This is a genomic window from Sulfurimonas sp. ST-25 (assembly GCF_048079205.1).
Classification (GTDB): Bacteria; Campylobacterota; Campylobacteria; order Campylobacterales; family Sulfurimonadaceae; genus Thiomicrolovo; species Thiomicrolovo sulfuroxydans.
On sequence record NZ_CP182225.1, the window covers coordinates 207,359 to 233,902 of the forward strand.

At 44.4% G+C, this 26,544-nt stretch carries 15 protein-coding genes; 9 read left to right on the forward strand and 6 right to left on the reverse strand.

What is annotated here, in order from left to right; translation table 11 throughout:
- Positions 1-12 precede the first annotated feature (12 nt).
- The 4 genes from ACM66T_RS01095 to ACM66T_RS01110 all read left to right on the forward strand — a co-directional run bounded on the left by ACM66T_RS01095 (position 13) and on the right by ACM66T_RS01110 (position 13,839).
- Positions 13-11,400, forward strand: coding sequence for a SpvB/TcaC N-terminal domain-containing protein (locus ACM66T_RS01095; RefSeq protein ID WP_283949355.1), 11,388 nt, complete (start codon positions 13-15; stop codon positions 11,398-11,400).
- 12 nt (positions 11,401-11,412) lie between these two features.
- Complete coding sequence (locus ACM66T_RS01100; protein ID WP_231019784.1) at positions 11,413-11,985, forward strand: suppressor of fused domain protein; 573 nt, start codon at positions 11,413-11,415, stop codon at positions 11,983-11,985.
- Between the two features lie 410 nt (positions 11,986-12,395).
- On the forward strand, positions 12,396-12,998 hold the full coding sequence (locus tag ACM66T_RS01105) for a hypothetical protein (protein WP_231019786.1): 603 nt from the start codon (positions 12,396-12,398) through the stop codon (positions 12,996-12,998).
- Between the two features lie 19 nt (positions 12,999-13,017).
- Positions 13,018-13,839, forward strand: a complete 822-nt coding sequence (locus tag ACM66T_RS01110; RefSeq protein ID WP_231019787.1) for a hypothetical protein — start codon at positions 13,018-13,020, stop codon at positions 13,837-13,839.
- 69 nt (positions 13,840-13,908) lie between these two features.
- Here the strand turns inward: ACM66T_RS01110 and ACM66T_RS01115 are convergent, their stop codons facing one another.
- Together ACM66T_RS01115 and ACM66T_RS01120 are read right to left on the reverse strand one after the other, a co-directional pair.
- Positions 13,909-15,570: a hypothetical protein gene (locus tag ACM66T_RS01115; protein WP_231019789.1), complete on the reverse strand. Its 1,662-nt coding sequence runs from the start codon at positions 15,568-15,570 to the stop codon at positions 13,909-13,911.
- A gap of 264 nt (positions 15,571-15,834) precedes the next feature.
- The gene (locus ACM66T_RS01120) at positions 15,835-16,827 is read right to left on the reverse strand and encodes a WYL domain-containing protein (protein ID WP_231019791.1); all 993 of its coding nucleotides are present in this window, start codon (positions 16,825-16,827) and stop codon (positions 15,835-15,837) included.
- 162 nt (positions 16,828-16,989) lie between these two features.
- Between ACM66T_RS01120 and ACM66T_RS01125 the strand changes: the two genes are divergently transcribed.
- The 4 genes from ACM66T_RS01125 to ACM66T_RS01140 all read left to right on the forward strand — a co-directional run bounded on the left by ACM66T_RS01125 (position 16,990) and on the right by ACM66T_RS01140 (position 19,291).
- Complete coding sequence (locus tag ACM66T_RS01125) at positions 16,990-17,268, forward strand: multiubiquitin domain-containing protein (protein ID WP_231019793.1); 279 nt, start codon at positions 16,990-16,992, stop codon at positions 17,266-17,268.
- Positions 17,243-18,403, forward strand: coding sequence for a ThiF family adenylyltransferase (locus ACM66T_RS01130; RefSeq protein ID WP_231019795.1), 1,161 nt, complete (start codon positions 17,243-17,245; stop codon positions 18,401-18,403). The genes ACM66T_RS01125 and ACM66T_RS01130 overlap by 26 nt, the downstream gene beginning before the upstream one ends.
- Positions 18,400-18,804 (forward strand): DUF6527 family protein, encoded by a 405-nt coding sequence (locus ACM66T_RS01135; protein WP_231019797.1) that lies wholly within the window; start codon positions 18,400-18,402, stop codon positions 18,802-18,804. Before ACM66T_RS01130 ends, ACM66T_RS01135 begins: the two co-directional genes overlap by 4 nt.
- A 163-nt stretch (positions 18,805-18,967) precedes the next feature.
- Positions 18,968-19,291: a hypothetical protein gene (locus ACM66T_RS01140; RefSeq protein ID WP_231019799.1), complete on the forward strand. Its 324-nt coding sequence runs from the start codon at positions 18,968-18,970 to the stop codon at positions 19,289-19,291.
- Between the two features lie 168 nt (positions 19,292-19,459).
- Here the strand turns inward: ACM66T_RS01140 and ACM66T_RS01145 are convergent, their stop codons facing one another.
- Positions 19,460-20,209: a hypothetical protein gene (locus ACM66T_RS01145; RefSeq protein ID WP_231019801.1), complete on the reverse strand. Its 750-nt coding sequence runs from the start codon at positions 20,207-20,209 to the stop codon at positions 19,460-19,462.
- 99 nt (positions 20,210-20,308) lie between these two features.
- Positions 20,309-21,217 (reverse strand): DUF488 family protein, encoded by a 909-nt coding sequence (locus ACM66T_RS01150; RefSeq protein ID WP_231019803.1) that lies wholly within the window; start codon positions 21,215-21,217, stop codon positions 20,309-20,311.
- Positions 21,218-21,406: 189 nt separating this feature from the next.
- On the opposite strand from ACM66T_RS01150, the gene ACM66T_RS01155 reads away from it, so the two are divergent.
- Positions 21,407-21,748, forward strand: a complete 342-nt coding sequence (locus tag ACM66T_RS01155) for a hypothetical protein (protein ID WP_231019805.1) — start codon at positions 21,407-21,409, stop codon at positions 21,746-21,748.
- A 315-nt stretch (positions 21,749-22,063) separates the two neighbouring features.
- Here the strand turns inward: ACM66T_RS01155 and ACM66T_RS01160 are convergent, their stop codons facing one another.
- Entirely contained in the window at positions 22,064-22,456 is a 393-nt protein-coding gene (locus ACM66T_RS01160; RefSeq protein WP_231019807.1) for a DUF4279 domain-containing protein, read from the reverse strand.
- A gap of 10 nt (positions 22,457-22,466) precedes the next feature.
- Positions 22,467-26,357, reverse strand: a complete 3,891-nt coding sequence (locus tag ACM66T_RS01165) for an RHS repeat-associated core domain-containing protein (protein ID WP_231019809.1) — start codon at positions 26,355-26,357, stop codon at positions 22,467-22,469.
- Positions 26,358-26,544: the final 187 nt, after the last annotated feature.

Genomic DNA, 26,544 nt, shown 5'->3' on the forward strand with positions numbered 1-26,544 from the left:
AAAAGGATGAGAATGTTTCATTTTATGAGAAAGCTTTCAACAGTCATTTCCCCGGTGCTCGCTTCGGTCTTTCTTTTTTCCTCTACGATAGGCACTGCCCAGGCATCTGTAAGGAGTGTGACCGCTCCTTTTCTTTTGGGGGCACAGCAAAATTCTCATAAGGAATCAGACCCATCTTTACTGATGTTTGATGGAAATAATCATTCTGTTTTTTCACCTGAAAAAGCTGTACTGGTTGAACGTGATTTCAATGCTCCGGTACTCCTGAAAGGTTTGAAGCTTCTAGGGGGAACAGACTACGAAATCAGCGTTGACTACTTCATCAATGGAGTATGGGAACAGTGCCAGGCGTGGAGTGGTCTTAAACAACCTTCTTCTCAGTGGCATACTTATTCCGTGGCAGAACCGATTGCCGCTGAAAAAATCCGTATTTCAATGGTTCCTTCGAAAAAAAATGGCAGAGGTGTAGGAGAGATTCAATTCTTGTCTGACCAGAAGATAGAAAACTCTTCCAGTCGCGTTTTCGATGATACGGGTATCAAAGATGGATACCGTAACGTCTATCCAATGCAAAAGTCAGTGAAACAGGAGTATGGCAGCACGACGTTTGCGTTGACGACGGCGTTGCATGCTGGCCAGATCGCCCGCGCATGGCTGGAGTATGACGTGGAGGGCGTCAGTGGCGGCGCCAGCGTGATCCGAGCTATTAACGACGAACTCGCTTTGGGCGGTTTACTAATACAGGCGACAAGCACGAATGGGGCAAAGAAGAAGGTTCATGTCCGCGAAGAGATTAATCCGGAATCACTCCATGCCGGCTTTAACCGAGTCAAATTCATCAATCATGAGAGAGGAGAGATTCCTGAACCTTACTCAGTAAGCAATGCAGTGCTTTCCCTTTCGACTGCCAAGAAGCTTGAGCAAACTGCGGGTGCTCGCCTTGCAGTGTTCACGCCCCAGAAGGGCCTATCATATAAAGAGTATGCCTATATTCGGGGGTTTGTACAGGCAAATGGCCAAAACATCAAAAAAGTGACGGTTGACGGGAAGGCTGTACCTGTCAACGGGGGAGCTTTTGAGAGTCTCGTCAAGGTAAAGGGCACAAAAGAAGTTGTAGTCCACGCAGTGATGGAAAATGGCACCACGTTAAACGAAAAGGTCGCAGTCAATACGACGCTAGCCCTTATGCAAGCAAAAAGCGTGCAACTCAGCGAGAGCGGTGTCGCGCTTCTCAGTGGAAAGCAGCCCGTCTTGCAAACCCGAAGCGTCTTGGCAAGAGCTGGGAAGACAACTCGTATTACATTGGGTGAAGCAACGCTTGAGGTACAGAAGCAGGCATTGAAAGCAAATCGCCAAATCAAGGTCTCTACTCTTGGAGAGAGGGATCTCCCCCCGCTGGATCCAGGCATGGTCAATGTCACCAAAGATCAGCAGGGTTATCGCTTCTTGCCACATGGAACCAAGTTCGATAAGGAAAACCGGCTGGAGTTGGCTTACGACGAGAGTAAGCTTCCAAAGGGGAGTAGCGCCAAAGATGTCAAGACATATTTCTTTGACGAAGAGACCGGGCGATGGCTGCCTCTGCCGAAAGTAGCGGCTGCATCGGGAGTAGTTGCCTCGACAACTACCCACTTTACGGATATGATCAATGCCGTCATTAAAACTCCCGATGCCCCGCAGGCAAAGGCATATGGCGCTACGCAGATTAAAGATCTAAAAGTGGCGAATCCTGGCGCAAAGATCAATCTTATCCAGCCACCGAAGGCGTCAACGCAGGGGGATGCGCAATTGAGTTATCCTCTGGAGATTCCTGGCGGAAGACACGGCATGATGCCGCAGCTAAATGTCAACTATAGTTCCGGTTCTTCGAATTCATGGATGGGACTTGGATGGAACCTTTCGACACCGAGTGTCGGTATTGATACGAGGTGGGGTGTACCGCACTATTACGATGATAATGAAAGTGAAACATATATGCTTGGAGGGCAGCAGCTTGCTCCCCAGGCGCATCGTAGTGCACCGGTTTCCCGGACATCCGAGAAGCGTTTTTACCCTCGTGTAGAGGGGACATTCAATAAAGTTGTCAGGCACGGGAGTGATCCGAAGCACTATTGGTGGGAAGTGACGTCTAAAAATGGTGCAAAGAGCTTTTATGGGGGTAAACCATCTAGCGGGGTCGACCATGCAGCGGTGTTAACCGATTCGTTTGGCAATATTGGACATTGGGCGCTTGTACAGTCAATCGACGTCTATGGCAATACTGTGAATTATACGTACGAGAAGGTGCGGGATTCCGGTATGGGTGATGGAAAAGGAGGCGTTGATGGATTCGAACTTTATGTTAAGAAAATCAATTATACCGGATTCAACGGAGATGACGGGGCATATGACGTTGTGTTCATCCGTGACCGGGATCTGCAAGAGCCCCGCCGAGACGATATTACGATAAGTGCAAGACTAGGCTTTAAACGGGTTACTGCAGATCTCTTGAGAAAAGTGGAAATCCGTTTCCAGGAAACTACGTTCCGCACATATTCATTTGAATATACGAAGGGTGCCTTCGAGAAGACGCTTCTCAAAAAGATTGAACAATACGATGCGGAAGGGTCACTCTTTAACACCCATACATTCAATTATTTTGACGATGTCCGGAAAGACGGCAAATACGCACCGTTCGAAAAGGAGAAGAAGCAGTGGTCTGTGGACCCTGTTGCTTACGACGCCGTACCTTCCAATGAAACGACAGTTCCTGCGGCACCTTTGGTTACTACAAGTACATCCGGATCGGCAACGACAACGCCGATGGCGACACCATCGTCTGTGGTTTCCACTTCGAGTACAGAGACCAGTATTAAAGGGCTGATGGAAGCCCTCTCCCATGTGAATGAACATTCGCGTCTCAACCTTGATCTTGAGGGTATCGTATCCAAGGGGAATGCCCTGGCGGAAGGCTTAAGTAGCAAAAGTGGATTTGAGCATGTTCAGGTGTCCGTGCAGGGTGTTGATGACGAAGCCATTGCGGAAACAGCCCGTGACGGCGTAGCGGACCTGATATATTCCAGCGGGGATGACACAGCGCTGGATTACATCCGTGTCTGGCAAGCACCTTTTGCTGGGACGGTCGCTATTGATGCTCCGCTTGCCCTTGTTTCCGTGGGGACAAACGACCAAGCAGATGGTGTGCGCGTCTCGGTGCAACACCAGGATCGTGAGGTTTGGAATACAGTAATTGCTCCGGACGATTTCAACGTCAAATACCCTGAAGGCACTGATGCAATCATTGTTCAAAAAGACGATTTGATTCTTTTCAGAGTTCATGGCCTTTCTAACGGGTTTAATGACGTCGTTTCATGGAGCCCTGCGGTTTCGTATTTGGATAAACCCGTAGGCACGTTTGACGCGAACAACCTACCTCTGTATGACTACAGCTATACGAAAGAATTCCTTCCGTTGGCTGCTGCTGCCGACTTGCCTTACAGCGGTACCATTATTGTACAAGGAGAAATTCTCAAAGAATCCCTTTCGGATGATGTCAACCTTTCGCTTGTGAAATACAGTGCGGCTTCAGATCAAAGCAGTGTCCTGTGGAGCTATGCCAGTAAGGCACAGAATAAGCTGCAAGAAGAACCGGAATATGGCGAATTCGATGTTGAAGCGGGAGACAAGGTATTTGCTGTCGTTTCCACGCAAAGTCCTATCGATGCAAAAGCGATTGTTTGGAAACCGGTTGTTACATACAAAAGTATGAAGAAACGTTTCATCGACCGGGTGATCCTCGGAGATGTCGATCTGCCGGCTTTGGCCACGGAGATTCGGCCCGCCTTTACACTTTACCGTCCCTTGAAAGAGAGTACGGCCTGGAGCGTGCCGTCAGATGGAACGATGCTTTTCGACGCAGCAGTACCAGGAACATGGGATGGAGCAGAACCGTTAAACTTCACTGTCAAGTCCGGCGGCGAACTGCTGGCCAAGCAGCAAATAACAATGCAAACATTAATGACTGGGGCCTATAAGCCGTTGAGTGTTGACGTTACCCAAGGGCAGGACGTCTATGTCGATTATAGCAGTCTTGGAACGGTGTCCGGCGTCGAAACAACTTATTGGCATCCGGACGCAACGTTGAACGGCAAAACTGTCGAGTTTGATGCGGCGGGTCTTTCCGAATTGCCACTTAACTACGAGGTCTTCTACCGCGGCTGGGGAGAATACGTCTTTATGGCGGCAGATGGGGACAACATTTCACCGGTGAAGGTTGCTGACCTCATGGGGGCTGTTTCGGATCCAACGCGTACACTGCAGAGTGCCAACGCTGCTACCGATAGCAATAGTACTGCTGCGACCGATGAAGGGGCAAGTACTGCATCGGTAACTGCGCCGGCACTGAGAAGTGCGATTGTCAACGGACAGAAGGTTTATGTTATTCAGTCTGCTCCGGAGGTGAAGAGCAGCAGCGTGATATCGCAGATCGGGTTCCTCTCGGCTTTGAGCGGTTCTATTTCAAAAACCAAGACGCTCAGTGCTTCAGCAACGGTTGGGCCTGTCGGCGACACGAATTCCAAAACGTTTACTGTCGGGGGCAAGGCTGGATCCAGCTGGACCGAAGATAACGGCGTACTAGCTTTTGTCGATATTGATGGCGACTCCTTGCCAGATCAGGTATTTGACGATGGCGATCACCTCAAATACAAAAAGAACCTTTCACACTCCGGGATTGAACGCTTTGGCGTCGCCAAACTGATTTATGGAGTAGGTGCCTTCCACCACAGTAAGTCGAATTCTTCAAACAGGGGTGCAGAAGCACACTATTATGCGTTTGCCGGCGTAAATAAAAGCAAGACAACGACGACAACGGATATCTATTTCTCCGATGTAAACGGTGATGGTCTGATTGATGTAGTAAAAAAAGGAGTCGTCTATTACAACCATATCGACAGCGAAGGCAAGCCGATCTTTACCCTAAACAGTGCAGATACTCCCAACCCGATTGCGCAGAGCGGCTCGGTGAATTCCGAGGGGTGGATCCCGGAACAAACCGCTGAAGAACGTGCCCAGCTGGACAGCGAAAACCCGCTGCATGATACTGTCAAAGTATGGGAGGCGCCGGAGGCGGGGGTTGTCTCAATCTATGCACCGGTAAATCTCATTCAGGATACCAGTGAAGAGCGGCCGGATTATCTGAAAGCTGATGGTGTTATGGTTTCAATCGAACACAGGGAAGTTACGCTTTGGAGTGAGAAGATTGCCTCTGACGATTATGCTACCAAGACTCCGACCGGCGTTAGCTCCGTTGCGGTGCAACAGGGTGATCGTATCTATTTCCGCGTCGATTCAATTAATGATGGCATGTACGATAAGGTGAGTTGGGCACCAATTATCTCCTATACGGATAAAACTGACCGCCTTGACGCAAATAACTTGCCGGTTTACCAATACGATGCCAAAGAGGATTTTCTTCTCTCCGGGTACGACGTTACGATGCCGATTGAGGGTACAGTTTCCATTCAATCGACATTTAGTAAGACAGTGACAAGTGATGATGTCATCTTACGTTTTGTGAAAGTGGATTCACAGAATGGGGATACAGTGCTCTGGGAGGAGAATATGGGCCGTGGCGCTGAGCAAAATGCTACGGTCGTCCTGCCAAACCGAGATGTGTTGAAAGAGGAAAAATACCGCTTTGAAGTCGTTTCAGACACCAACGTAGATTGGTCGAAGGTCGTGTGGACTCCAACAGTAGTTTACGTCGCCTCACCCGAAAATATCACTCTTTTCGATGAGAACAACGTAGCCCTCTTGAAACTTCATGCAACACCTACAGTACAGACTTTTTCTACTGAGTATGTTGCTTCCATTCCATGGGTTCCGGATGCGAACATGTCTTCGGCAAAGATCAAACCGTTACTGGTGTTGGGGGCATATGATAACGGCCGTGCCGTTTTCAGTATCAAACGAAATGCGGAATTGCTGGGTAAGCAGGTTGTGGAATACCAGGACGGCTCGCTAGTGACCCCGCTGCAGTCATACAACGTTGATTTGACAGACAAGCATGGCATTTATTTTGAGTACCACACCAACGATCGTGATTTCGCGACATTTCTGGGACAAAACGATGCTTCCGTTTCAATCAAAATCGACAACAATATTACCCTGTATCATGAAGCCGGCGTGCATGCACGAAGAGCATTTAGTATTTTTGGTCCAATGTATCGTCATTGGGGGCAGTTCGTTTACAACGCAAATGATGGACGCTCAACTATGCCGATCATGGAAAGTCTCCTGGGCTTCAGTGGTATTAATGGTGGAGGCGCAGGCGCCGGTGCCTTCGACAATGCAAACAGCAAAGACGATCTGCAGAACGCTTTCGACACCTACGGTTATGACCCGGCAACGTCTATGTTCATTATCATGTTCGCCAGAAGCGAAGCTGATCTCTGGCAGGGTGTTGATACCGATACCCAGTTGGGACGCACGACGATCAGTGCATCGCGGCTTGGCCTTAAGAGTATCGAGCAGGACAACCCAATTGCGGTTGATGGTGAAAACGGCGTACCGGTTCGTGGGATTAGCAAGGTGATGAAAAGCGAGGCTCAAGGTTATTCGGCCGGCTTCTTGCTGGGTGTCTCCGTTTCTGATCAGACCAATAAGACGTTAACGGACTTTATCGACATGAATGGGGACCGATACCCGGATATCGTCGGCAATGACCGGCTGCAGTATACGACCCGGTATGGTTCGCTTGATAGTAATATTAGCAGCGGTATTATTGGCGGTTTCCCGACCTACGGAGAGGCGCATTCAGAAACGCTTAGTGCCGGAACGTTTGCTTTCGCTGAGCTCGTGACGTCGGGGAGCTCGAATGCCTACGCCGCTGACAGTAATGACCCAAGTGCCGGTCTTTCCGGTTATGCGGGTTCTTGCGATGATCAAGGCGAATACTCTTATCGGGATATCAATGGGGATGGACTTCCCGACCGCGTTGACAAGAACGGCAATGTACGGTTGAATCTGGGCTACCGCTTTACTGATGTTGCCGAGGAGTGGGGTTATGGAGAGATTCAAACGGGAGAGAGCGAATCCCTTGGTGCTGGCGCGAGTATCAACCTGGTGAATTACAGTATCAGCGCCGGGTTGTCAATCAATACATCTGATAATAAGCACAAACACACACTGAGCGATCTGAATGGTGATGGGTTGATTGACGAGGTTTATATCAATGGTGCCGGTTCAGTCATGGCAAGGATCAACACCGGGAACGGCTATACGGATACAATTGAATGGAGTGGCGCAGGCGGTCTTTATGAGAGCGAGACTCTTAGCGGCGATGCCAATGGCTATATCACCGCTTGTGTCAATATCCCATTGCCTCCGATTCGTTTCTGTGTGAATCCCGGAGGCTCTGTCGGCGAGGGTGGCAGCAGGGACAAAGCTATGCTCAGTGATATTGACGGAGACGGCTATCCTGATTATTTAAGCTCTTCCGATTCGAACAACCTTGCTGTCAAGCGTTCGACTATCGGTAGGACGAATCTTCTTAAAAGTGTTGAGCGTCCACTTGGAGCTGTGATCAATCTTGATTATAAACGCAGTGGAAATACTTACCAAAATCCGCATAGCAAGTGGGTTCTTGATACGGTCGAAGTCTTTGATGGTCATAGCGGAGACGGTGCAGATACTATGAAAAAACGTCTCTACTATAAAGACGGGTATTATGATCGCCATGAACGAGAATTCTATGGCTTCGCATGGGTGACGGCTGTAGATTTAGACACGGCGAATAGCGATAGCGTATATCGTAAAACCGTCAGCCATTATATTAATGGGAACTACTATGAAAAGGGTTTGCTTGATTATTCCAAAGTGATTGACGATGCCAACCGGACTTACGTCGAGAACTTTAATAGTTACAACACTGTGGACATCTTTACTCAGCAGACAATGAGTGATGAGGAGAAAGATGAAGACGGTCGCGTGACATTCCCGCAGCTGCAGCGCCAACAGACGCTGTACTACGAAGGGACAGCCCAGGCTGGTCAGCGCATGGTGTTGGAGTATACATATGATCGGTACGGGAATATACGGACCCAGACGGATTATGGTGAGATGAGTGACCCGTCTGACGATTACAAGGCCTATGTCACTTATTACCAGGATCTTGATGCTTATATCTTATCCGTGCCCCAAACAATACACATTTATGATGCTGGCAACAACCTTTTACGCCACCGTGAAGCGACTGTTAACGAAAGAGGTGCGGTAACGCAAGTGAGAGTTAACTCTGGAGCGGCTCCACTCAATACTGACATGACGTACGATGCATACGGTAACCTTGAAAGCATCACCAACCCACCAAACCATAAGGGACAGCGGTATGCGGTCCATTACGTTATGGACGACGTCGTTAATACATATACGACCGTTATGCATGATAGCTTTGGTTACACCGCCACTGCGGCTTACGATTATAGATTCGGCGTACAGACGAATCAGACTGATATAAATAATCAACCCGTTGTCACTACACTTGATGCAAAGGGACGTGTCGAAACGATCACCGGCCCGCTCGAAGCAGGTACAGGCGATACGACAATTACACATCATTACTACCCGGAGGAAGAGACGCCTTATGCCGTGACAGAGCATTACGACGAAGGCCGTCCGGACACTATTGATACCGTTACTTTCATCGACGGTTTGATGCGGGTTGTCCAAACGAAAAAAGACGCCGCAATAGATGAAGACAAAGATGGAGTGGCACTTGACGGCATGGTTGTATCTGGCCACATAGTGTTTGACAGCTTTGGTCGTACTGTAGCTGTGTACTATCCCGTTTCAGAAATGCCAGCTTCTAAAGAAACGTTCAACACAGACATAGATAATATCGCTCCAACGAGAACGCATTACGATATCCTTGATCGGAAAACGCTAACAACCTTGCCTGACGGTGCTACCCTTGCCAACGCTTATGACTTTGGTGCAGACCGTCAAGGCGTTATGCGCTTCCATACGCTCCGTATTGACGCTAACGGCAACGAGGCTGAAAACTTCAAAGACGTCCGGAATAGGATCACCTCAGTTCTGCAGCACAATCCATTGGCAGAACAAGAAGATATCTGGACGAGCTACAGTTACAATGCGGTAAACGAACTAATCAGCGTTCTTGATGACAAAGAAAATCTTACTCAGGCTGTTTATGACTTGGCTGGCCGACGTACCGACATCAGTAACCCTGATACGGGGTTAATCAAGTCAGTATACGACGCCGCGGGCAATGTAATAGAGAAAATCACTCCAAACCTTCGGGCTACAGGCAAGTCTATCAGCTATGAGTACGATTACAACCGTCTGAGTCATATTGCCTATCCAGAAAACCCGCAGAACAATGCCACTTACACCTACGGGGACGATGCATCGAACTACAACGTTGGACGCGTCATAAGTATTACCGACGGCAGTGGCATACGCCGTTTCGAATACGGTAAGTTGGGTGAGACGACAAAGGAAACGCGTACTCTCTTCACTTTTACAGGCACTGAGCCGAAGACGTATATTACAGGCTACCGGTATGATACATGGAACCGTCTACGGGAGCTTACGTATCCTGATGGTGAAGTACTGACGCATACCTATGACCGCGGTGGAAAATTGAGCGCAATGGAAGGTCGAAAAGGTAGTCATAAATATGACTACCTCAAGACATTGACTTATGACAAGTTTGGTCAACGTGTATTTGTACGTTATGCCAATGATACAACGATGACCTATGCGTACGAACCAGAGCGCAGAAGACTTGCTAACATAGTTGCAGCCAATGATCAGCGGACCTTTATGGACGACGTTTACGCCTATGATGCTATGCAGAATATTCTTGGTATCAACAATAGAGCAGGGGTCCCAGTTGATTCCCCGTATTTCGGCGGTGAGACGCAGCAAAATTTCAGTTATGACAACCTTTATCAGCTTACCGGTGCAAATGGAGATTGGGTTACCCGCCAGGGGCATGAGCATCGCTATGACCTGAAGATGGTCTACGACACTATTGGAAATATCCAGTCGAAAAACCAGCTCCACGAACGTTTGCCGTACGAAGGAGACAAGTGGATTGAGCAGAAAGGGACTAGTTATAACTGGATTTACAGTTATACCGGGATGCAGCCACATGCTGCGAGTAGAATTGGTGAGCGGAAGTTCACCTATGATGCCAATGGAAACCAGATCGGCTGGGAGAACCTCAAGAATCACACCAACAGAGTCATTAAGTGGGATGAGGAGAACCGGATTGCTTCGGTTAGTGACAACGGCGAAACAAGCTACTATGTATATGATGCTGACGGCGAGCGAACTCTCAAACGTACGTCACAGGGCGAGACATTCTACGTTAACCCGTACTACGTGATCAGAGAGGGTGAAGTTTCTAGCAAGCACTTCTTTGTCGGTAGCCAAAGGATTGCTACGAAGCTTGCCAAAAAAGAGTCGGATAACAATGGCAAGGGAAACAGTCAGCCGATTCTGGAAAAAGAGCAGTATTACTACCACCTTGACCATCTGGGAAGCTCAAGTTTCATCTCCGACCGTAACGGAAAAGTATTTGAGCATCTGGAATATTTCCCTTCAGGTGAGACTTTTGGGCATGAGCACTCCAATACCCAAAGAACTCCATACAGGTTTACGGGTAAAGAGTATGATGAGATGACTGGATTGTATTACTTCGGAGCGCGTTATTATGATCCGAGAACTTCTGTTTGGCAAAATCCTGACCAAATACTTTCACGGTATATGAATGGTCAAGGTAATGATGGTGTATATAATCCCCGGAATTTGAATCTTTTTACATATTCTTACAATAACCCTATCGTTCTGTCTGATCCCGATGGGAACATTCCTATCGACACAGTGTGGGATATTGCGAGCGTAGTTTGGGATGTTGGGAAAATAGGTGTAGGATATGCGACAGGAAATCAGAAGCTTGTCGGTGAAGGTGTTGTAGATCTTGCTGCTGATTCAGTTGCAGTATTAATTCCGTATGTTCCGGCTGGGGCAACAAAGCTCGCGCGTAAGGGTGGTGATGCCGTTCAGGCAGCCAAAAAGGTTAATTATTCTAGACCATCAAATTACAGAAAAGGCGTCAGGGACAAAGTTTGGGATAATGCTACAGATTCTAAGACCGGCAGAGTTCGTGATCCTAAAACTGGTCAATTTATGAGTAAAGAAAAGTCATGGGATATGGGGCATAAACCAGGATATGAATTTAGAAAACATCAAAAGAGCGCTGAAGAAAGAGGAATCTCTCGAGAAAAGTTTCTTGATGAACATAATAATCCTGAGCACTACAGACCAGAGCTACCACAAAGTAATCGTAGCCATGCTGGAGAGGATAAAACAGATACATACTTTGGTAATTAAGGAGCAGTTGATATGTCAGAAGTATCAAACGAAAATATAGCTTTAGCAAAAATGGCAAGAGATGCTTTTGGTGGTACTGCAAAGGTTAGGCGATACTATGATGAAAAAGAAGAAAAAAGTGTTGACATATTGACAAGTGAAGATGAAAAGTTATTGTCGTATGCAACAATTGGCTTGTCTGACTCACCTCTATACATTGATGGGAAAGAATATGAAGTTCGTGTTGAATTAGTAGGTGCGTCGTATGCAAATATCGATTATTTTCCGAATGTTTTAGCGACTGCTGCATTCAACATAATGAACTCCAAGTGGGAATGCTACCCAGGTGTGATTTTTGATAATATTATTTCAATGTATGATTCATCAATTGAGATGAAGCATCTCTTGTTTGTCCCTCCCTTTGTTTGGGATAATAGATTAGAAACTATAGAATTTGAAAATAAGAAAGTGGCTTGGTTGCAAATAATTCCAATTTCTGATGAAGAGCGAAGTCTGGCTCTAGAAAAGAGTTCAGAAGCTCTTGAAGAATTATTAGAGCAATCAGAGGTTGATGTTTATAACATACTGCGTCAGTCAATCGTATAACCTTAGATGATTTACTTTGTAAACCACCAGGTAATACATAAAAAGGTTGCTGCTCTGCTGTTTGGATGACATGTGTAATGTGCTAAATAGAAAAATTGTCGATATTCAGCCAGAGAGAATCTTGCATATTGTCAAAGTGTAATATATCTTCGAGAAAGATGTTTAGAAGACATTGTACTGTTGTAGGAATTGGGAACAAATGGCTTGGGCTTAATCGACTTTTGTGTCTGTTTTTCTGTATATGAATTAAACATGATATACTGGAATTCATACGGTGTGGTCGGCAATTTCTGCAATTTTTTGTGGTATGATTTCGCTACTTTTTATTTTAAAAGGCTGAATGCCATATTGTTGAGAAAGCGGCAGATTCCAAAATCTGCCGCTTTTTGGAATCCTGTAAAGGGGGTTATATGAAAATTGAAGAGCTCTCGCTCAATGACTATAAAGAGTTATTGGGTTATCTAAGCAAAACGCAAAGCGATAGTCTAATCGACAATGATTCTGTAGAACATGCAGCTATTTTGGTTTCAGAGCTTGTGAAAAGCGCAACTAAAGAAATAAGATTATTTACGACAAGTTTTTGTGAAGAGTTTTATAACCGGTCAGATGTCATTAATGCCTTCGAATCTGCAGCCGAGAAAAAAGTACAGTTCCAGATTATTTCTAGAAAGCCATTACATGAAAACCCTGCGTATGCTGCCTATAATGACCTGTTTCAAGAAAGAGTCAGTGTGAAGACATTATCTACAGGAATTGTTATAGCAAATGAAGATGATGCATCGGAACGAATGGAACTGAACAATTTTATGATTATTGACAAACGTGGAATTCGATATGAGCAGGGAAGCATTGAGACACCTTGCAACGGTCTCAAGAATGTAAATGCTCGAGGGACATTCAATCGGCCTGTAGATGCCGAACTGTTTGTCGATGCTTTTGATAAGGCATGGAGTAGGGCCAATTTTTTGGCACTGCACGCACAAACTAATTCATCAACTGCACAAAAGTACTAGAAAGGCGGGATACTGGAGGTTGGGGAATCAATTTGCGGATAAAAAGGAACTTCAAGCAGCCAGTGTAGATGAATTAGCGAGACAAACCATTACAAGATACAACAAATGGAGCGAATGGCTTAGTTTTATTGACAGGTACCTTTCCAAGCCAGTATATTACGTCTTAGTACTTGATTACTTTTTAATCCTATTTCAGTGGGTACCGATTCTTGGCCCTTATTTCAGACAATTTAGCCTTTCAACATACTTTGTTGGACTTTTCGCAGGAAATCCTACAGCATCGCTAACCTCAATGTATCTGCTTGCTCCGCTTATTGCGTTGTATTTTAGAGAGCAATCTATGATTGTGGACGGTTTCATTTCTGATTATGACATGGAACGGGAATCTAGCCCAAAACGAACGCTCTTGGATGAAAAAAAAGATGACTATGATGTTATGCCAAATGGCATAAAGCTTGACAAGCTCATGGCTAACCAGCGTTTCCTCAATGAGTTCGATGATGGACGAGAAATTCAGAAGTTTATTAATACGGCAATAGCGGCTGGACAGAAGCGTGAAAAGATAAAGACCGTCTCTCCACGTAAGATTTCTGTCTTGGTTGGGTTGATGATTCCAGGAATGATGTTGTCTGCAGCAGTGCATGATTCAATTGCGTTTGTGTTGTCTGCATGTCTGCTCCTTGTTATCATGACTAATATTATGGCTGAAGTGATCTATGGACTACGAAGTTATGGGAAATCTTCATTGTTCAAAAGTGCAACAGATGCGTCACATCATTTAATGATGGAAGCAATGCAGGAGAATGCCGAGAAACCCGCTGTGCACTTTATTTTTAAGTGACTTTTTCTCCGTTCTGCCCACGAATCGGTTTCCCTTCATTGGCACATAGACACTTGCTCTAGATTACAATCAACAAAAAATATGTGACTGGTAGGCTTTTTTGATAGCATTTTTTAAAGAGTTATAAATGTCTTTGTGTCTGAAAACATATGATTTGTAAACTGGTAGTTCTAGTTTTCTAATTTGTATTTTTCCACCAGCTTCCACTGACTTGGCAACTGCGTGAAATCGCCCTTTGTGCTGAACGACTTTTTGGAGGAGCCTGACGATTTCATCTGCAGTAATATTATTTGACATGGCACTGAAAAGAAGACCTGCAAAAGCATCGCTTTTCTGTGTCCTTTCAATTTCAAGCAGGTAGGCACTTTTACCATCTTCTAGATAGATTTTAACTAAGAGAAAATGTCTGTATGTATATAACGTCTTGTTCAGATTTTTGTATCTATGAAGATGCCAGCGACCTTTTATGTTTTTATCTAACTGCTTTTTTCTGATAGTACAGTAAGAGGAACCATGACTTTCGGTGCCATCATTCCCAACAAAATGAAAATCAGAAACTTGGGAATCAACATCTTTGACCATTTCGGTCAGTGCATCAACTGTTTTAGAAAGTAATCCGGATAGGTCCGCTGGCGCTTTACTCTGCTTCAACTGCGCGATACCTTCAGAGTCCTTTCTATTGGTCGGATCACCAGACGAAAGACCGGTCACCTCTTCATAACCTTCATGGTTGGCGGGGGGCATACCTTCAATTTCTTTGATCGCGGTTGATCTGGTCACAGGCGCAGTCGGGCCGAGAAGTTTTACTTCGGATCTTATAAAGGCCCTCCCTGTTTTAATCCCTGGGTCGTTCATTCCGTCGACACCCAGATCTTCCTGGTCAATAATTCTAGGGTTTTTGAGACCCTTTGGAGAGCTATCTGTTCTTTCGGGATCGTTAGTGCGGTATTCCGTTTCGAGGCATTCGACTTTGAAATCTTGGGGTTGTGATACACCCGTTATACGCAAGATGAGGAATGTCTGATTGTCTACCCAAAGGCCTCTACCACTCAGAGCCATGCTTGTAGGATGGAAAGGGAGAACCTCTGGGTATCTGTCTTCATAGGGCCGCCCATTTGGCATAGCCCTTGTCCTTTGCACACTCGCCCATAGTCGACTGAGTCTTTGGAACGAAGCCTTATTAAGCTTTAAATATGCCAACAATGTCATATTCTCTGACAAATGGTTTTCTCGGGATTCAATAACGTATCGAACATCTTCCTCTTTGGCCTTTTTGACATGCAGTTCCAGGAAATCAGGAAGGTTGTAGTGGAGTAAGTGGGATCTGAACTGCTTGTGGTAAGGAACGACTGCACTGGTTAGGAATTCAAGCCCTGGTATCAATATGGTGGCTCCGCTTATGGTACGTAGTTTGGTGAGCGTCGAATTCAAAAAATGGTATGTGGCAACCTTGCCCATATCCCCTAGCCAGTATTGGCTCGAAGGGATAAAGTAATTTGACGTTAATGGGTCTTTACTGCTAAATGTTATTACTTCCGGCGCATCAATGGTAAAGTCGAAAGAAAATTGCTCATGTTTCAGCCGTTGCCAATTGCGTCCAGTTTTTCTTTGTCCTTCCCAAACGCTTCCAATCCTAATGATGTCCAGTTCCGTAAGAGGCACTTTAAACACTTGTGCAGTATTTGATAGAGATCCATTTGATTTAATCTCTTTTGTTGATATTTCTACCATTGGGACACTTGAACTTAATGTAGTGTTGATTACAGGACCGTACCACCATATAACACGGAGAGTTTTGTCATTAGGGAAAGATTTTATTAACGGGAAAGAGTCCATAGGTTATTTGAGATTCATATCAAAGTATTGTTGAAAGATAGTAGCATAATTGATTGGAAATAATGATTGAACCTGTCAAGGAATGAAAGATTGAATTACCTTATATGCGGAGCAACCGTATGTGATAAAACTATTCTTTTCGCCGCAAGTCAAATGAACTTAAGAGCCTGATTCTTCAAGTAGTTTTGCATACATAAGTGAACGTTCTCTCATTATCCTGATGAGTTCTTGATTCTCATCATTATTACATACAACTACATCAGGCATGTATTTTTGTATTGTCGGTATGATATCTCTGTATTCATCTCCATCCGTAGTAATAATATTGTAAAAAATATATTTTTTATCTTCAATAATCTTTGAACCTGTAGCGCGCTTCCAAGTACTAAAATAGGGTGTACTTTTTATGTATTCTTCAAAGTGTTCTGGGATCATGACTTTAACTTTCTTATGTTTTTGGTAAGGTTTGTAGAAAGCATTCATACCTTTGTTTGAATCTTTGACTTGATGCCGCAATTCCCGAAGTACACTATATTTTGCATAACTATTAATAGGTTCGATCTTTTCAATTTTTCTAAATGCAAGATAACGTATTTCTTTTCCAGAATCTGTTTTAAACTCACCGATAAGATACCAGTAGTATTCCATATTCGCTATTCGTATTGGTAAAACTTCGCGCTGCTTTATTTCACCGTTTTTTCGATAATGGAGATTGATATATTGCCCAGCCCTTATGGCCATTTCAACGGTAGCAAAGAATGATTTCATTGGCTCTGCATCTTCAATAGTGTCCGGCTGAAGTAGGTTGTAATAGCGTCTCTTTTTATAGTAATTGACAATTAATCCCACTTGTTGGGACAGGGAGTGCCCAAAGTGAGAGCTATTTTTTAGGATACCGGTTAAAACGACGGCCTCTTCTGCTTTGATAAAGGAATCGTCCAAAAACCTTGGGCGTTTTGCTATCCAAAGTTTTTCTTTTCTAACGTATTCAATGTCATCGGAATAAAAATGATCTCTTACATCTCGAAAATTTCTTGCCAGGGTTAATTCGTTTACATCATAAAAATCAGCGAAACTGGAAAGGACCACAGATTGGCTTCTGGAAAGCTCATTTAAGATAATGACAACGACTTCTTGTGCTTTATATTTCAAATGGGTCCTTTAAAAAAAGAGTACTTCAAGACCTTTTTTTTGGTCTTGAAGTGGTGTATAATTATATCAGAGGTTCACTAGGATGTGAATCTTGCAGAGTCCTTTTGGTTATCTCAATGAGGTGGCCATTCAATCGCTATGACGACTATATAAGGAGTATACATGCCTGGCGAAAACAACAACGGAAGTAATGCACCCGGACAGAACAAAGAATATAGCATTATCATCAATGGTAGACCAGTTACGGTCAAAGACCACAAACTTACGTATGAACAGGTTCTTGAACTTGCTAAGATTCCTGCAGGTGGTCAAACAACCCTCTATATAATTACGTATGAACGTGGAGAACACGGAAATGCAGAAGGTACATTGGCGCCAGGTGGTTTCGTTGTCATTAAAGATGGGATGGTGTTCAATGTCGACACAACTAATAAATCGTAGCCCTGATTTAAAACGATTACGTGATGAAGGTTTCAGCGTACACATAAAAGGAGGACTCTTGGTGATAGATGATGTTCCCTACGTGACTGCTGAAAGAAAAGTATCAATAGGAACATTGGTCTCGACATTGGCGCTTCAAGGTGAGAAAGCCGCCTACGACAATATGCACGTCGCGCATTTTGCAGGGAGTCAGCCCTGCTTTGCGGACGGACGTCCGATCAATGAAATAATGCATCAAACTATTGAGACAAATCATGGTAATGGTATCATAACCAAGATGTCTTTTTCAAGTAAGCCAAGCGGAGGATATAGAGATTATCATCATAAAATGATTACATACATCAATATCCTACAGGCTCAGGCCCAGGTGATTGATTCATCAATGGATGCGAAACGTTTCCGTCCACTTGAAGATGATGTCACTTCAGTATTCAACTACGTCGACACGAATGCAAGCAGAGCATCGATCACCGAACTTACAGAAATGTTTGCGGAGCAAAAGATAGGTATTGTCGGTTTAGGTGGGACAGGGTCCTATATCCTTGATTTTATAGCCAAGACGCCTGTTAAAGAGATTCATCTTTTTGACGGGGATGCTTTCCTGACACATAATGCATTCCGCGCTCCGGGTGCTCCCTCCATAGAGCAACTCAATGAAGGGATGAGCAAAGTCGACTATTTGAGTGACATATATTCCAAGATGCACAAAGGGATACGCGCGCATTCTCTCTTTATGACGGAGCAACATATGGAGCTGTTGAAGGAGATGGATTTTGTGTTTGTTTCCATCGACAGCGGTGAAATTAAGCGTTTGATTTTCGATTATCTTGATGGGAATGATATCCCCTATATAGATGTTGGAATGGGGTTGACAATTGAAGAAAAAGTGTTGCGTGGGTCAGTGCGCACTACCGCCTTTATGGCAGAAGAGCACAAGGGGCTTAGAAGGATGATTGATTTCAGCGAAGGAGTGGATAACGCTTATAGCACTAATATCCAGATCGCTGAATTGAATGGGCTTAATGCTGCAATTGCAGTCCTAAGATGGAAGCAACATCTCGGGTTCTACCAATCGCTTGTGGATGAAGGACAGGTGATGTTTAGTATTAATACCCTTGGCCTGGTGAAGACATGAGACATGAATTTGTCGAATTTATTCCAGAGAAACCGGATGAGGGAGTGTTATATATCTCTATCCCCTATAAGACAACATTGCATCTCTGTGCATGTGGTTGTAAAAGGGAGGTTTTTACCTCCCTATCACCAGCAGGATGGAAATTGATATTTGATGGAGAAACAGTTTCACTTGATCCCTCAATCGGGAATTGGGATTTCCCATGCCAGTCGCATTACTTTATCAAAAAAGGGAAGGTAAAGTGGTCTTATGGTTTTTCTGATGAACAGATCCGTGAAGTCAAAGAAAGGGATCTTGAGGATAAAGAACAGTACTATCGAGCAAAGGAAGAAGTAGAGATACAGATATCACACAGTCCCTGGGCGAGAATCGTTCGATACTTTTTTAAAAGGAATAAGTAGGAAGCATCTCAGAAATGACAAGATAGACAGTGTAATAGAAATGCGTCTATAATTGTCGAATAAAAGTGTAGTAGTTAAATGATGTCAGTATGAAGACTGAGTGTTTTGGGGGAGCATTACGTATGTTGGAAGCATGTAGATTGAAAATTACAAAAGGATCATTGTGGGAATAATACAGCACATTACGCTGCTCTTTGATAAGAAGGCGGTTACGATTACAATCGAAGACCATGAAAACGGTGTATTTGGGGCAAGCTTCGAGGGGAGAGAAGGCATTTTTACATCGGCAGAAGAAGGTGAACGACGTTTTATTAAAAACGAGGAAGTATTTGTTGACAGTGATGCGCAGAAACTTTTGCGGGAGTGCGTTGGGCGCTTAGTCAAGGCAAATGGGCAGTATGTATCTGCGCACAGTCATTCGCCTACAATAGTTGATCTTGAACAACTAAAGGGGATACTTGGGCTTGATGAGATTTCACACGCCTAGTGTCTAGATTCAAGAGCAGTTACGCAGCAGGATGAGCAAGCGATGTGAATAAGCTCAATATCTGTTTGAAAGAAGTCAAGGAACTGCTGTCTACAAGAAGCAAAAGTCGTATAGTGACTAAAAATCATATTTATTGATGTGGTAAAAATTTGAAATAGTTCCTCAGATTCAAAATAGGCTAGGCTGATATCGCTTTGTAAAAGGTGGATAGAATAAGCCAATGATGGTGTAGGGATTTCTTGCTTTTCGAATGTGCATTTGTTTCATTGTACCAAGGAAGAGATACAGATCCTTATTTTTAATAAAAGTTTCAAGTTTTTCTTTGACCTTTTGCTGCGCAACATTTTTCCCATGTCTATTTTTTTCATTTAAATATAATTGAGAAATTTCCCAATCAATGATACTCATTGAGCTTTCAACGCCTTCATCATCTTTAAAATGTAACTTGAACTTGTAGGGTATATGGGGCATGGCCGTAAATTCGGATCTCGTCTCTTCATCATCGAATAACGATCGTGTTGAATTTAGGAATTCTAGTTCATCCTTCTTGGAAGGTGCTGGCTTGAGATTAGCTTCTATTTTGACGCCCAAATACTCCGTTGGCTTAAAAGTACATAGAGAGAATTTATTGCTCTTTGCAGCGTCTAGGATGAAAGAGAGATTGGTATACACTTTGGAGTTTTGAAGTATTAATTGTCGACGTCTTCCCCAATCTCCTTGAGGGGGTACATTGTCGAGTATGTCCATGGTACTTGTATTAATTCGGAAGCTTTCGGGACGAGGATCGCGGGAATCTGCGGTGACTTCAGCATCTAACCAGGTGTACCTATTGAATTTTTTATAGTCTTCCATTGTACGAAAAGGGATTGGATAGATTCTGATCCAATCGCCGTTTTCCGTAATTCCGGCAGTACACATCAGTTCACCATATTTTTTCGAACGGGTCGGATAGGTTTTAGCTACTACAAAAATTCTTTTTCGTGGACTGGAAAAAATAATATTTCCTTACATGATTACCTATGAAATATTATTATATCCAAGTCCAAACATTTTTTTCAAATTTTCAGCAATCACCCCTCGATGGCAATACTCAATATCTTTTTCAAAGCAGGTCAAAGCAATTTTTTCATTAGAGGCAATATCATTAATGTATTTGAGAGCATTTTGTGCTACATCTGATGGAATAGTCTCGCGTTGGTAGTCTGCGAAAAGCATTTGATAGTCGCTAATGTCATTAAGTTCTTGCCTATTTTCAGACTCTATCCCAAGCTCGGGGAGGTGAAGATATCGAATACCAATTTTTTCAAGTGTACTCTTAAGCATGTGCTTTGAAAATCCGAACTTCATGCTGAAGGGGTTTTTTCTGACATCACAAAGTACTTTGATGTCATTATTGATAAGAAGGTTGACGTAATGTTCGAAGGTAATTCCCTCATACCCAATGGTGAATAGCATTACACCATCATCAATCAACTTTGGCTCTTTTTGATATCTTTTTTCCAAGAACTTATGGGCGATTTTACTATGCAATGTGTAGTACGGATAGTTCTTATAAACGTATGCAATAAGGTCATTGCCTGACAGATCTTCATATTTGCTGGCAAATGACAAAATTGCGTGTTTATCTTTCTCTTTCAGGCCACTTAACGAATTGCCTTCGCTTTCTAGACCATTGATCAGGTTCTCTTCATCGTTGATTTGAATGAAAGCATAATTGTGCAGGGTTCTTAAATCAGCGTTAGCCTGGAATGAGTAGCAGCCATAATGGTATGGGACGAATTCATATGCCTTTTTCTTACTAGTTTGAACTTCTTCAACAAACAAAAAAAGTAGTTTTTGTAGATCTAATTTGGAGAGTGGTCTTTTGAATGCATGTATCAGTGACAAAAGTAATCGTTGTCTGTAAAAAGTAGGCTGTGTTTTCATGCAACTATCCTAACTATAATTGTATCCAATCAAGTTGAGGTACAATCAAATAAAATATTGATATTGTACAATAAAATATATATATATGGGTAATAAATTAGGAATTATGGAATATGAATGTAAATAAAATATGTATTTATTTGATAATATATTGTATCATTGCTATGAATTATATTGGGAACGTGTTCAGTGACATATACCGAATTCTTACAGTTACTAGAAAAGCATGAGATTGATGTGGGTGGGATCGCATCAAAATTGGGCTATTCGAAAGGCAGTATTGAAAACAATTGGGCTAAAACGGGAGAAGTGCCAAGAAAAGCCGTACTTGCACTAGAGTTGTATCTGGAGTTACGGCAAGAAAAGCATGCCAATGAAGTATTGAAACAGAAATTGGAAGAATACGATAGAAAGCAGAATCTAACTCAACTTCTTTCGAAGAAAGCATTACAGATCGCGGAACGAAAAAGCAATGAGAATGGACTGGAGCTAGAGGATTATATCTCTTCATTAATCATTTCGACAATTTAGAGAATTGCTATAAATGCATACGAGATGTTGTACCCGTAACTCATTTAGTGGTAACAATCAGAAACGTCAATCGCATCAATCCTAGTCGTGTTGAATAGTCGTAACGGGTTGTCGGTATACCTATGATTTGGAGTTCTCATATATAGGGTTATGAGGCTTGTCAATGTCAATCTCCACGTCGTCAGGACTCAACAACATATTTTTTTTTGCTAAGCATCGCTTTTCAAGGATACCAGTTTAAACCAGTAAATCATATATTAGTAAATCCCACTTTAGAAGGCGGGATAAGCCTTGTTGTCATAGTTTGTAAAACAATCACTCTTTCATGCAATAAATGTCCAGATCCAATTCTGCATTGATTGAACACAGAAACTCTAGACTTTCTTTAGTAAATGAAAAACTTGGCATCAAATCATTTGAGTACACAACAATACTTAGCTTTTTTTCCGTATCTAGAGAAGACAGGACGCCCTCTTGTTGAGGTGTGAGATGTAGTATTAGGTCATGCAAAATGCTATCTACATGCAAAATATCTTTCTTCTGAATAGAAAACTCACAACCATTAGTTTTATATTCTATTGTACCTTTTTCATTTTTTAGATCACCAACTTTCCATATTTTTGTCGCATGGATTTTTTCAGCAATTTCACTTATATCATTTAACGCTCCAGATATTATTAAGCGCACAATTACTTCGTTTTTATACATATTTACCACCTCAAAAATCATTGATATTTAGACCAGTTGGTTCGCCTGGGCCTTTGCCGCCTTTACGTTTAACTACGATATCACCATTCTTTTTTTTGTACAAATCCTGGCGTGAATTTTCTTTTAAATCATGTGGGTGGATTCCACCCCTTTTTAATCTTTCAATTTCACCAGGACTTAACATTTTATCGTCATTGGCACAATAGGGGGAATTGTTCTCCCATGAGTCATCCCAAGCTACCGGATGAAACGCTGGTGGTGGGTTTAAGATCGAATAACCTATGCCCAAAACTGCCACACCTATCGTTGGGAAAAGTGGTATTAAGAAGGCAAATTTGCCAGTTGGGTCAATAAAATTAGCTGGATCCCCGAGGACATACCCATAAAGGTTGGTGTCCCCACCTGCAAACCCAATCGGATCCTTCGCCATCCACTTGCCGGTATAGGCATCATAGTCGCGGTAGCCAAAGCGGGTCAGCTTGGTATCCGGATCGTAGAGGCCTCCGGCGAATCCGAAGGGCACCTTGACATCAGGGTTGCTATCTGAAAGGATATTCCCGTAGGTGTCGTACTTGACGGCTTTGCGATCACCAAGGAATAAGAAGAGAGGTTTCTCATAGGCGTATTTGAATGTCCCCACCTGGTCGTATGCCAGGTAGAAGACCTTGCCGCTTCCCGTCGTCATCTTGTAGGGCATCCGTCCGGCTGCGTATTCGAACCGGCTGATCAGGTTGTCATTGCCGTCATAGACCGCCAGGAGCGTCGTCAGGTCCTTCCAGAGGTATTTCTCGACGATCTGTCCGTTGATCTTTTTGGCGACACGCTGGTTATTGGCATTCTGAAGGTATTCGATCACCGTGCCGTCAGGCTTGACGACCTTTATGAGTTCGCCGAGTGTGCCGTATTCGTACGTCGTCGTTCCTTCCGGCGTCGTCTTCTCTGAGAGGTAACCATCATCGTCATAGGCATATGTGTTCTGACCGTAGACGACCACCTGGTCATCCAGGGTGAAGTTCGCTGTTGTCGTCACACCGTTGATCGTCGCGCTTTGCCGGTTGCCGTTGGCATCATATACATACGACTCGACAGAGCCTGAATAAAGATCTTTTGCTTCAATCAAACGACCGAGGGAGTTATATTTATATTCATACAAGGCGAGTGGATTCACTTCTGAACCCTCAAGGCGCTGGGTGATCTTACCCGCGGGTGAACGCTGCAATATCTGGTAGTTATATCGATAGACTCCGGTTCCTTTGATAGTGGATGTATCGGTTTCGCCGTAATCATTATAGGTCATCTGAAGATCGAAGTGAATATCACCACTGTTCACGGATGTAAGCAAGCCATTCTCGGGGCTGTATGTCATTTGGGCGCCGCCGATCTGTGTCGGTTGGCCATCCCCGTTATAGACATAAGACTCGCTGGCACCAGCATAGGTGAAGCTCTCGACTCTAAAGTCGCTGTTGTAGCCCAAGCTCATCGTCTGGTTTAGCACGCCGCTTTGGGCGATGGAGGTGACAAGCGCACCGTCGTAACCGTAATCGATCTGCTCACTGCCGCGCATGACAGTGGAAGGATTGTCGCCGCAGTCGTAGCCATACGTTGTGTTTCCTTCAGGTGTTTGCACCTGCGATACCCGACCGCCGCTATACGTTGTAACAACCGTCTTGCCGCTCGGCTTCATGAGCGTGATCAGCCTTCTTTGCTTGTCGTAGATGTAAGCGGTCGCCTTACCCAGCGGAGAGGTATAGGAGTCACGCTTGTTGACGCCGTTATAGCTAAAGGAGTGGTCTCTCGGTATCGGCGTGGTGAGGACGATCATATTTCCATTGGCGTCATACTGGAAGTCTGTCGTATGCAAGTTGGGGTGGGTGATCTGCGTACGTCTGCCAAGGAGGTCGTAGGCATAGCCCGTTGTGAGTCCGTCAGGATCGATGACTGAGTCGAGGTGGCCGTCCGCATTATAGACATACGTTGTGGTTCTGGTACCTTGCGTGACGGTGGTCAGTCTACCTTCATTGTCATAGCCGTACTGTACCGGCAGTAGGTTGCCCAACTGCGAGGAGAGCATCAGGCGGTTGGCCGCATCATAGGTCTGGCTGGAAGTGATGCCTTCGGCCGAAACAGTCGTCTGGGTGGAACCGCTGTAATCACGTTCGTTCGTTACCGTAGCCCCGTTCGTTGTCGCTGTCCGCACCACTTTTGAGACGCTGTCTCCGTCCATCGTGTAACTGGCGGTATATGCTGTCTGCATGGAGAGTCCGCTTGGTTCCGTCCGTGTCGTGGAAGCAAGGATCCTACGCCCTTCCGCAGGATCCTTGACGAGCACTCCGTTTGCCGTCAGGTAGGTACTGGTCGTCTTCTCGCTGCACATTGTCGTGCTTGAAAGGGTGTCGTCAACGGCATTCTCGTAAAGAACGGTGTCGCCGGAAGGGAGGAACTTTTCCGTGACAAGGAGACCGTTCGCCAGGTAATGCTTTTTATAGGCGACGGCGTCGCCGGCAGCCCTGGTGACATTGATGTCAAGGGCTGTTGCTCCGCTGCTTTGGCCGAAGAGCCACTCTCCCTGCTCGGCATCAACAACTTTGACAACTTTCCCATTGCTGTCGAAGATGTGGAGGAAGCTGTTCCCGTTTGGTTCGGTCTCCTGGGTCATGAGATGGTTCTCATACGTGAAGCCATAGGACGACAGATCTTCGTACTGCACTTCCGTCAGATCCCCGTTCGCGTCTACGTTTAGGTAGGTACTCTGACCGTGCGGAGCCGTAACGCTTATGACGGTGCCGTTGGCGTCCCTGTTGAGTGTCGTCGTTTGACTGAAAGCGTCTGTCACGGTAGTAAGCAGACCCTGACCATCATAAAGGAAGGAGGAGATTGTCTGTTTGGTGTAGGCATCGCGTGTCAGTACATGTTTGCCTTCGGCATCAAACAGGTATTCATGCGTTCCAAGTTTTACGACAAGATTGCCGTTCTCCTGGACGGGGGTGTCGACCGCGTAGATGGTGCTGTCCAGATAGAGTTTGTCTCCGGAGAAAACCGCGTGACCGTTCAGGCTCCAGCCGTAGGCGACGGTTCGGCTGCGGTTCTCATCAATGTCTCCTGAGGAGTAGTGCAGACCATACTCGGAACCGCTGATCGCGATCTCCTCGTGGAAGGTGGTGTCGCGCGGGGAAACATATGAACTGATGGACTCATCGCATATAGGTTGGTCCTCGTCTGTCTTCTTGACACAGCGGTGGAGATCTTCACAGGGTGTATTTGCCGTCTGAACTGACCCATTAAGATCTTCACAAGCCGTCGTTAGATTATTATCGACGCCAGACCATTGGTAAAGGATCTCCTCATTGTCGCCTTTGGCTGGAAAGTTTGCTTGAGTTTCGTCGCACACGGCAGGCAGTTTACACCGTTCATAATTGACGCATGTGAGTTTGCCGCTTTCTATCGTACCGTTGCTGTCAATACATTGCTGGTGTGATGCTGGCGCATCAAGTGTATCGCTTCTCCACGGAGTAGAATAAGTGGCATTGCTCTCTTGAACAGGAAAGGGGATGTCACTTTCATTGCATAGTAGGCATTGATAAAACTCGTTGGCGTAATGGTTGTCATAATAGTTTACATATTGGGTTGTAGTCCATTTTTTGCTGTATTTAAATACGTAATGGTGCGTCTGCCAATTTTTATAATATTTGTCACAGTAATATCGACTCGTATCTTCTAGCAATGAGCAGGGAGTAGAATAACTGCAATGTTGAGTCTGATCAGATACTCCAGAATCTTTTGAATACAGATACCAATATCGTGGTGCATCGCAGGCGCAGTTTTCATAACCCTCCTGCGTATCAGATACAGAAAAGAGTGCAGTTGGCAATAGCAAGAGTAACCCGAATATCATTTTAAGCATATGAGAATACCTTTGATCGTCAAGATGAGATTGAAAAATCCAGAAGCACCATCATTACCGTTGTGTATTGTGTGATCTTATTTATTAAAATTAATCCATGATATCATTAGTATATTAGCAAGAAATAAAAAAGAATATTTATTAGCCTATTTGATATTTTTTTAATTACCGTGTCTTAACACTATAT

Coding starts and splice junctions, on each gene's coding strand:
- ACM66T_RS01095 (WP_283949355.1), top strand. CDS start 13: ATGTTTCATTTTATGAGAAAGCTTTCAACAGTCATTTCCCCGGTGCTC.
- ACM66T_RS01100 (WP_231019784.1), top strand. CDS start 11,413: ATGTCAGAAGTATCAAACGAAAATATAGCTTTAGCAAAAATGGCAAGA.
- ACM66T_RS01105 (WP_231019786.1), top strand. CDS start 12,396: ATGAAAATTGAAGAGCTCTCGCTCAATGACTATAAAGAGTTATTGGGT.
- ACM66T_RS01115 (WP_231019789.1), bottom strand. CDS start 15,570: ATGGTAGAAATATCAACAAAAGAGATTAAATCAAATGGATCTCTATCA.
- ACM66T_RS01125 (WP_231019793.1), top strand. CDS start 16,990: ATGCCTGGCGAAAACAACAACGGAAGTAATGCACCCGGACAGAACAAA.
- ACM66T_RS01130 (WP_231019795.1), top strand. CDS start 17,243: ATGTCGACACAACTAATAAATCGTAGCCCTGATTTAAAACGATTACGT.
- ACM66T_RS01135 (WP_231019797.1), top strand. CDS start 18,400: ATGAGACATGAATTTGTCGAATTTATTCCAGAGAAACCGGATGAGGGA.
- ACM66T_RS01145 (WP_231019801.1), bottom strand. CDS start 20,209: ATGTGTACTGCCGGAATTACGGAAAACGGCGATTGGATCAGAATCTAT.
- ACM66T_RS01150 (WP_231019803.1), bottom strand. CDS start 21,217: ATGAAAACACAGCCTACTTTTTACAGACAACGATTACTTTTGTCACTG.
- ACM66T_RS01160 (WP_231019807.1), bottom strand. CDS start 22,456: ATGTATAAAAACGAAGTAATTGTGCGCTTAATAATATCTGGAGCGTTA.
- ACM66T_RS01165 (WP_231019809.1), bottom strand. CDS start 26,357: ATGCTTAAAATGATATTCGGGTTACTCTTGCTATTGCCAACTGCACTC.